The organism is Nocardioides sp., from assembly GCF_035481145.1.
Lineage (GTDB): Bacteria > Actinomycetota > Actinomycetes > Propionibacteriales > Nocardioidaceae > Nocardioides.
On the sequence record NZ_DATIHB010000159.1, the window covers coordinates 1 to 8,609 of the forward strand.

8 protein-coding genes are annotated in these 8,609 nt (G+C 69.8%); 5 read left to right on the forward strand and 3 right to left on the reverse strand.

Annotation, left to right across the window (positions count from 1 at the left end):
• The coding region (locus VLF38_RS13550; RefSeq protein WP_325271771.1) for a class I SAM-dependent methyltransferase at window positions 1–629 on the reverse strand (629 nt) is incomplete at its 3' end.
• A gap of 34 nt (window positions 630–663) precedes the next feature.
• On the opposite strand from VLF38_RS13550, the gene VLF38_RS13555 reads away from it, so the two are divergent.
• Window positions 664–1,194 (forward strand): flavin reductase family protein, encoded by a 531-nt coding sequence (locus tag VLF38_RS13555; protein WP_325271772.1) that lies wholly within the window; start codon window positions 664–666, stop codon window positions 1,192–1,194.
• A 2-nt stretch (window positions 1,195–1,196) separates the two neighbouring features.
• The gene (locus VLF38_RS13560; protein ID WP_325271778.1) at window positions 1,197–1,643 is read left to right on the forward strand and encodes a hypothetical protein; all 447 of its coding nucleotides are present in this window, start codon (window positions 1,197–1,199) and stop codon (window positions 1,641–1,643) included.
• Window positions 1,644–1,793: 150 nt separating this feature from the next.
• Here VLF38_RS13560 and VLF38_RS13565 read toward each other — a convergent pair whose 3' ends face one another.
• Window positions 1,794–2,660, reverse strand: coding sequence for a CoA ester lyase (locus VLF38_RS13565; protein ID WP_325271773.1), 867 nt, complete (start codon window positions 2,658–2,660; stop codon window positions 1,794–1,796).
• 5 nt (window positions 2,661–2,665) lie between these two features.
• Window positions 2,666–3,745 (reverse strand): CoA ester lyase, encoded by a 1,080-nt coding sequence (locus tag VLF38_RS13570; RefSeq protein ID WP_325271774.1) that lies wholly within the window; start codon window positions 3,743–3,745, stop codon window positions 2,666–2,668.
• A gap of 20 nt (window positions 3,746–3,765) precedes the next feature.
• Here VLF38_RS13570 and VLF38_RS13575 point away from each other — a divergent pair, with 20 nt between their 5' ends.
• From VLF38_RS13575 to VLF38_RS13585, 3 genes are read left to right on the forward strand one after another with little or no spacing between them, the layout of a single operon-like run.
• A complete protein-coding gene (locus tag VLF38_RS13575) occupies window positions 3,766–6,126 on the forward strand; it encodes an excinuclease ABC subunit UvrA (protein WP_325271775.1) in 2,361 nt (786 codons plus the stop codon).
• 30 nt (window positions 6,127–6,156) lie between these two features.
• Window positions 6,157–7,626, forward strand: a complete 1,470-nt coding sequence (locus VLF38_RS13580) for a hypothetical protein (protein WP_325271776.1) — start codon at window positions 6,157–6,159, stop codon at window positions 7,624–7,626.
• A 10-nt stretch (window positions 7,627–7,636) separates the two neighbouring features.
• Complete coding sequence (locus VLF38_RS13585) at window positions 7,637–8,437, forward strand: FAD-binding oxidoreductase (protein WP_325271777.1); 801 nt, start codon at window positions 7,637–7,639, stop codon at window positions 8,435–8,437.
• Window positions 8,438–8,609: the final 172 nt, after the last annotated feature.

An 8,609-nucleotide genomic window follows, 5' to 3' on the forward strand; every position in this document is an offset into this window, starting at 1 on the left:
CGCCGCAGCAGTCGCATCGAGCCGGTTCCCGGCAGCTCGGTGAAGTTCCCGGAGGCCAGCACCCGGCGGTAGACGCCGAACGGCGCCTGCCCGCCGTCGGCCGGGTCGGGGAAGACGTCGTGGATCACCAGCACGCCGCCGACTGCGACGTGGGGGACCCAGGCCCGGAAGTCGGTGCGCGCAGGCTCGACGCCGTGGCCGCCGTCGATGAAGAGCAGCGCAAGGGGAGTGGTCCAGACGCGCCCGACGGTGCCGGACTGCCCGACCACGGCGACCACGTGGTCCTCCAGGCCCGCCCGCTCGATGGTGCGGCGGAAGAACGGGAGCGTGTCCATCCGGCCGGTCTCGGCGTCGACCACGTCGACGTCGTGGTGCTCCCAGCCGGCCTGGTTCTCCTCGGAGCCGTGGTGGTGATCGACGGCGAAGACGACCGAGCCGACCTCGCGGGCAGCGGCGCCGAGGTAGACCGCTGACTTGCCGCAGTAGCTGCCGACCTCGAGTGCCGGGCCCGAGGGCAGCTGCGCGAGCGCCCAGCGGTGGAGCAGCGCGCCCTCGTCCTCGGGCATGAAGCCCTTCGTGGTGCGGATCAGGTCGAGGAGCGCGGGGTCCATCTGCGGCGTGCTGGTCACGGGCCCGACCCTAGTGTCTGGGAGAATCGTCGCCATGCACGGCCACCCTGACTTCGAGCTGCGTCCGGGGGAGCCCGTCGACGTCGCGGACTCGGTGGCTGCTCGCGTCCGGGCCCGCTACTTCCGCGAGGTGATGGGGGAGTTCGCCACCGGCGTCGTCATCGTCACCGCACAGGCCTCGGAGGGCCCGGTCGGCATGACCTGCCAGACCTTCTCGAGCGTCTCGCTCGACCCGCCGCTGGTCAGCTTCATCCCGGCCCGTACGTCGCGGTCCTGGCCGCTGATGCGTGCGGCGGGGCACTTCTGCGTCAACGTGCTCGCCGCGGGGCAGGAGGAACTCGCCACGGTCTTCGCCTCCAAGGGCGCCGACAAGTTCGCCGGTATCGAGTGGCGCACTGCCGAGAGCGGGGCACCGGTGCTCGCCGGCGCGCTCGCCTACATCGACTGCACCCTCGAGGTCGTGCACCCGGCGGGTGACCACGACATCGCGATCGGCCTGGTCCGGGCGCTCTCCTCGTGCTCGGACGCCGAACCGCTCCTCTACCACCGGGGCGCGTTCCGGTGACGATGGACGACTTCGCCGAGTCCGTCACCCGCCGCTTCCTCGGCTTCTGCGAGAACCAGCGCACCCGTGCTGCCGTCATCGCCACGATCCGCTCGGCGATGGAGGGGGAGGGGCGCAGCCAGAAGGTCTTCCACCGGCTCAACCGGCTCGTCTTCGTTCCGCTCGCCGGACCGGCCGGCCTCCACGTCTCCACGACCCGGATCCAGCTCGCCCTCGGCACCCTGTCGGCTGCCGCGATGATGCGCTACGTGATGAAGCTCGAGCCCCTCGCCTCCATGGAGTTCGAGGATCTGGTGCAGACGCTGACGCCTGCGGTGCGCGGCGCCCTCCAGGCCGAGCCTCGTGGCGAGATCGAGGCCTGGGACGACCAGGTCGCGCCGTACCCGAGGGCTGAGCCGCACCGGCTCGACGCCCGTCGCCAGTGGAAGCTGACCGGCCGGCTCAGCTGATCAGAACCTGGGTCTGAAGACGCCGAAACCCGGGTCAGCACTCGCTTCGCTCGTGCACTCCGCCTTCGCTCGACCGAGATCGAGCAAACTCGACTCGGCGCTCGCTCAGTTGTCGTATCGGCGGACCAAGACCCGGGTTTCGACGAGCGCTCAGGAGAGGGCGGCGATGGCCTCGGCGATGGAGAGCGTGCGCTTCGCGGACTCGACGTGGAGGTTCTCCACCATCTTGCCGTTGTAGGTCACCACGCCACCGTCGGAGGACTCGAAGGCCTCGATCAGGCCCTTGGCGTTCTCGACCGCCTCGGCCGACGGGGCGAAGCCCTCGTTGGCCGGGTCGATCTGGCCGGGGTGGATGATCGTCTTGCCGTCGAAGCCGAACTCCCGGCCCTGGGCGACCTCGGCCAGGAAGCCCTCGGCGTTCTTCACGTCGTTGTAGACGCCGTCGAGGATGACCGTGCCGGTGGCGCGCGCCGCGAGCACGGCGAGCTGCAGCGACGTCACCAGGTTGGTGCGCCCGACGACGTGGTCGACGAAGAGCTCCTTGACCAGGTCGTTGGTGCCGAGCACGGCGACCGTGAGGCGGTCGGAGGCACCGAGGATCTCGCGCGCGTCGAGGATCGCCTGCGGCGACTCGATCATCGCCCAGAGCTTGGTGTGCTCGGGCACGCCCGCGGCCTCGAACGACGCGATCAGGTCGCGCACCTGCTCGGCCGAGTTGACCTTGGGAACGACGATCGCGTCCGGGCCGGCCTCGGCGGCGGCCTTCAGGTCGTCGGCGTGCCACTCGGTGTCCGCACCGTTGATGCGGATGGTGAGCTCCTTGGCGCCGTACTCGCCGGACTTCACCGCGGCAGCGGCGTTCAGGCGGGCCTGCGGCTTGGCGTCAGGGGCGACGGCGTCCTCGAGGTCGAGGATCAGCGCGTCGACGGCGAGCGTCTTCGCCTTCTCCAGGGCCCGCTCGTTTGAGCTGGGCATGTAGAGGACGGTGCGGCGGGGGCGGAAGTTCTCAGTCGTCATCAGGCTCAGCCTTCGATCTCGATCGCGTCGTACATGGCCTTCAGGTCGGGGTCGGTCGCGGCGAGGCGCTCGGCGAGCTCGACCATGACCTTGCACTGCTTCACGGAGGCGTCGTCCTCCATCTTGCCGTCGAGCATGACGGCGCCGGTGCCGTCGCCCATGGCGGCGATGACGCGGCGGGCGTGCTTGATGTCCTCGACCGACGGCGAGAAGACCTTGTTGGCGATCTTGATCTGGACCGGGTGCAGCGACCAGGCGCCGACGCAGCCGAGCAGGAACGCGTTGCGGAACTGGTCCTCGCACGCGACGGTGTCCTTGATGTCGCCGAACGGGCCGTAGTACGGGAAGAGGCCGTGCATCGCGCACGCGTCGACCATGCGGGCGATCGTGTAGTGCCACAGGTCCTGCTGGTACGTCGTCCGGTCGGCGTCGTACTGCAGCTCGCCGGCGTCGTTGCGCGGGGCGTCGGCGCGGACCAGGTAGCCCGGGTGGCCGCCGCCGACGCGGGTGGTCTTCATGCGACGGTCCGCGGCGAGGTCGGCCGGGCCGAGCGAGAGGCCCTGCATGCGCGGCGACGCGGCGCAGATCTCCTCGATGTTGGCGACGCCACGCGCGGTCTCGAGGATCGCGTGGATCAGGATCGGCTTGGTGATGCCGGCCTTCGCCTCGAGCTGGGCGAGGATCCGGTCCATGTAGTGGATGTCCTCGGCGCCCTGGACCTTGGGGACCATGATCACGTCGAGCTTCTCGCCGATGGCGGGCACGAGCGTGGTGAGGTCGTCGAGCACCCACGGCGAGTCGAGCGAGTTGATCCGGGTCCAGAACTGGGTCGGACCGAAGTCCACCTCCTGGCCGATCTTCACGAGGCCCGCGCGGGCGATCTCCTTGTTCTCGGCCTTCACGGCGTCCTCGAGGTTGCCGAGGAGGACGTCGACGGAGCCGACCATGTCCGGGACCTTGGCGGCCATCTTCGGGTTGCCGGGGTCGAAGAAGTGGATCGCGCGGCTCGGCTTGGCCGGGATCTCACGGACGGGCGCCGGAGCGCCCACGGCGAGCGGGGAGAAGAAATCCTTGGCTGAACGCATGAACGCGATGCTAGCCGTGCATGGACCGGCATGATGGGCTCGTGCATGCTGCGGACAACCACGACTTCATCACAGTGCAGGGCGCCCGGGAGAACAACCTCAAGGACGTCAGCGTCGAGATCCCGAAGCGGAGGCTGACCGTCTTCACGGGCGTCTCGGGCTCCGGCAAGAGCTCCCTCGTCTTCGGCACGATCGCGGCCGAGAGCAGGCGGCTGATCGACGAGACCTACTCGACGTTCGTCCAGGGCTTCATGCCGAACCTCCCGCGCCCGGACGTCGATGCGCTCTCGGGCCTGACCACCGCGATCCTCGTCGACCAGGAGCGGATCGGCGCCAACCCGCGCTCGACCCTCGGCACGGTCACCGACGCCAACGCGATGCTCCGCTCGCTCTTCAGCCGCCTCGGGCAGCCCTACATCGGCGGGCCCACGGCGTTCTCCTTCAACATCCCGACGACGAAGGTCGGGGGAGTGTCGGTCACCGAGAGCGGCAAGAAGAACGTCATCAAGCAGCAGGTCTACCTCGGCGGCATGTGCCCGCAGTGCGAGGGCCGCGGCACGGTCTCCGACCTCGACCTGAGCGCGATCGTCGACGAGTCGAAGTCGCTCGAGGAGGGTGCGATCCTCGTGCCCGGCTACACCGCCGACGGCTGGATGGTGGCCGCGTTCAAGGCGGTCGTCCCCTCCGACGTGCCGGTCGGGAAGCTGACCGACGAGCAGAAGCAGGACCTGCTCTACGCCGAGCCGCGCAAGGTCAAGGTCGAGAAGATCAACATGACCTACGAGGGCCTGATCCCCAAGATCCGCAAGTCGATGTTCTCCAAGGACCCCGACAGCCTGCAGCCGCACATCAAGGCGTTCGTCGAGCGGGCTGCGGTGTTCGGTGAGTGTGCGACCTGCGAGGGCACGCGCCTCAACGAGTCCGCACGCACCTCGAAGATCAAGGGCCTCGACATCGGTGAGGTCTGCCGGATGCAGGTCACCGACCTCGCCGCCTGGGTCCGCACCATCGACGACCCGGGCGTGGCGCCGCTGGTCGCCGCCTTGCTCCACCTGCTCGATGCGCTCACCGAGATCGGCCTCGGCTACCTCTCGCTCGATCGGCCGTCCGGGACGCTGAGCGGCGGCGAGGCGCAGCGCACCAAGATGGTGCGTCACCTCGGCAGCGCGCTCACCGACGTCACGTACGTCTTCGACGAGCCGACGATCGGCCTCCACCCGCACGACATCGAGCGGATGAACGCGGTGCTCACCGAGCTGCGCGACAAGGGCAACACGGTGCTCGTCGTCGAGCACAAGCCCGAGACGATCGCGATCGCCGACCACGTCGTCGACATGGGCCCGGCAGCTGGTACGTCGGGCGGCGAGGTGGTCTTCGAGGGCACGTACGCCGACCTCCAGGCCGCCGACACCGCGACCGGGCGGGCGCTGGCCTATCGGGCCTCGCTGAAGGAGCAGGTACGCGAGCGCACCGGCGTGATCGAGGTGCGTGGCGCGAGCTCGCACAACCTCCAGGACGTCGACGTCGACCTCCCGACAGGTGTGCTGACAGTGGTCACGGGAGTGGCAGGCTCGGGCAAGAGCTCACTGATCCACGGCTCGGTCGCCGGGCGCGAGGGTGTCGTCGTGGTGGACCAGTCCGCGATCAAGGGGTCCCGCCGCAGCAACCCTGCGACGTACACGGGGTTGCTCGAGCCGATCCGCAAGGCGTTCGCGAAGGCGTGCGGGGTGAAGCCCGCGCTCTTCAGCGCCAACTCCGAGGGTGCGTGCCCCACCTGCAACGGCGCAGGCGTGATCATCACCGAGCTCGGCTTCATGGACACCGTCTCGACGCCGTGCGAGGACTGTGGCGGTAAGCGCTTCCAGGCGGCCGTGCTCGAGCTGCGGTGGGGCGGGCTCAACATCGCCGAGGTGCTCGACCTGCCGGTGACCGAGGCGTTGGCCTTCTTCTCCGAGGGCGAGACGAAGACGCCGGCCGCGGCGGCGATCCTCGCGCGCCTCGAGGACGTCGGGCTCGGCTACCTCCGCCTCGGCCAGCCGCTCAACACGCTGTCGGGCGGTGAGCGCCAGCGCGTGAAGCTGGCGATGAACATGAAGGGCGACGGGGGAGTGTTCGTCCTCGACGAACCGACCACGGGCCTCCATCTCAAGGACGTCGACAACCTGCTCGGTCTCCTGGACCGCCTCGTCGACTCCGGCAAGACGGTGATCGTCATCGAGCACCACCAGGCGGTCATGGCCCATGCGGACTGGATCGTCGACCTTGGCCCCGGCGCGGGCCACGACGGTGGGCGGATCGTCTTCGAGGGGACCCCGGCCGCGCTGATCGCGGACCGCTCGACGCTCACGGGCCAGCACCTCGCTGACTACGTCGACGCGTGACCGACGCCACGCCGGGTCGTTGGTGCATGCATGGTCCGCACCCCTGCCCTCCGTCGTCTCCTCGCTGCACTCCTCGTCGCCGGCGGCCTCGGCACGGTGGCGATCACGGGTGGCTCCGCGGGGGCTGAGACCACGTGGCCCGCGGCGACGCCCCAGGCGACCTGCGGCCCCGGCTCGCTGCCCGAGACCTCGTGGCAGGGGCGGGTGCCGAAGGCCGACTACGACAGCGGCCGCGCCGCGAAGGGGTACTTCTGCAACACGCGCCAGGTGGGTCGCCAGGGTGCCTCGGGCGGCTTCAAGGTCCACCGCTACACCGACGCCGCCGGCCACACCTGCGCCTTCTACGACTCGACCCTGATCGCCGGTCGCGACCTCCTCAGCAACACGCTCAACGGCACCGGCCTCGGCGTACAGGTCCTCGACATGACCAACCCGGCGACGCCCACGAAGACGGCGGGACTGATCACGCCGGCGATGCTGAGCCCGCACGAGACGCTCGTCCTCAACCGCCAGCGCGGTCTGCTCGTCGCTGTCCTGGGCACGGCTGCGACGCTGCCGGGGATCATGGACGTCTACGACGTCAAGACCGACTGCCGGCACCCGCGCCTGCTGTCGACCACGCCGATGGGCATCCTCGGCCACGAGTCGGGCTTCGCCCCCGACGGCCGCACGTTCTGGAGCGCGGGCATCGCCGGCACCCTGGCGGCGATCGACCTGGTCAACCCCCGCGCGCCGAAGCTGGTCAAGCTGCAGACCGGCGTCGTCTACCACGGTGTCCGGCTCTCGCCCGACGGCCGCACGATGTACGTCGCCAACATCGGCGCCCCCTCGCTCTCCGGCATCACCGGCGGCGGCCTGCGGATCCTGGACGTCAGCCAGGTCCAGGACCGGGTCGCCAACCCGCAGATCAAGGTGCTCTCCGACCTCTCCTGGCGCGAGGGGTCGATCCCGCAGGTCGCCGAGCCGTTCACGAAGGACGGCCGCCGCTACGTGCTCGAGGTCGACGAGTTCATCGACCTCTTCTCGGCCAAGGCGCTCACGAGCCTGAAGACGTCCCCGGTGGGTGCCGCGCGCATCATCGACGTCACCGACCCGGTCCGTCCGGCCGTCGTGTCGACGCTCCGCCTCGAGGCGCACCAGCCCTGGCGACGCGACGCCGAGTGGACCGACCCGGGCGCGTCGTTCCCCGCGCAGGGCTACGCCGCGCACTACTGCTCGCTGCCCCGCACGGACGCCCCCAAGCTGGTCGGCTGCTCGATGATCCTCTCCGGACTCCGGCTCTTCGACATCAGCGACCTCCGCCACCCGAAGGAGGCCGCCTACTTCAACCGCCCGCTGACCGCCACGAAGGGTGCGGTCTTCCTGCCGCCGGCGATCGGCTCGTGGGCGATGAGTGCTCCGGCGTACGACGCGGCGCGCGGCCAGGTCTGGTACACCGATGCCAACTCGGGCTTCTACGTGGTGCAACTCACCAACGGTGTGGCGGGCCTGCTCCGCTAGTCTGCTTTACATGTCAGGCCAGATTGTCGAAATCGACTCGTATCTCCTCCCGGTCGTCGAGGTCGTGGAGGAGACGCACGACGCCCTCACGGTTGCGCTCGAAGTGCCGGCGGGACTCGAGGAGGCGTTCGCCTACCGGCCCGGCCAGTTCCTGACCATCGCCGTGCCGAGCGACACCCACGAGCTCGCGGCGCGCTGCTACTCGCTGTCGTCGTCGCCCCACGACGGCGGGCCGCTCCGGGTCACGGTCAAGCGGACCGCCGAGGGCTACGCGTCCAACTGGATCGCCGACAACCTGCGCCCCGGCCACGGTCTCCGGGTGCTCCCGCCTGCGGGCATCTTCACGCCCAAGGACCTCGACGCCGACCTGTTGCTCTTCGCCGGTGGCTCGGGCGTCACGCCGATCATGTCGATCACGCGCACGGCCCTCGCCGAAGGCACCGGCCGGATCGTCGTCCTCTACGCCAACCGCGACGAGAGGTCGGTCATCTTCGCGCGCGAGTTCGCCGAGCTGGCCGCTGCGCACCCCGATCGGCTGCTCGTCGTGCACTGGCTGGAGAGCGTCCAGGGGCTGCCGACCCAGGACCAGCTGAAGGCCTTCGCCGCGCAGTACGCGACGTACGACGCCTTCTGCTGCGGCCCAGCACCGTTCATGAAGGCGGTGTCGCTGGCCCTGCGTGAGCTGGAGATCCCGCGGGAGCGGCGCCACCAGGAGAAGTTCGTGTCGCTGGCCGGCAACCCGTTCGGCGACGGGTTCTCCGTGGACACCGCTGAGTACGAGGTCGGCACCTCAGCCGTCGACGGCGCCTGAGGTCCACTCGTGGGCGGACGACGAGATTCCGCCCACAGGAGGAGGCTTTCCGCGTGCCGCGCTGGATAGATTGCGCCCGTGATCGAGACCTCCCTGGCCCTGCCCTGCGGCGTCAAGCTGCCCAACCGGCTCGCGAAGAGCGCGCTGTCCGAGCAGCTCGGCACGATCGGGT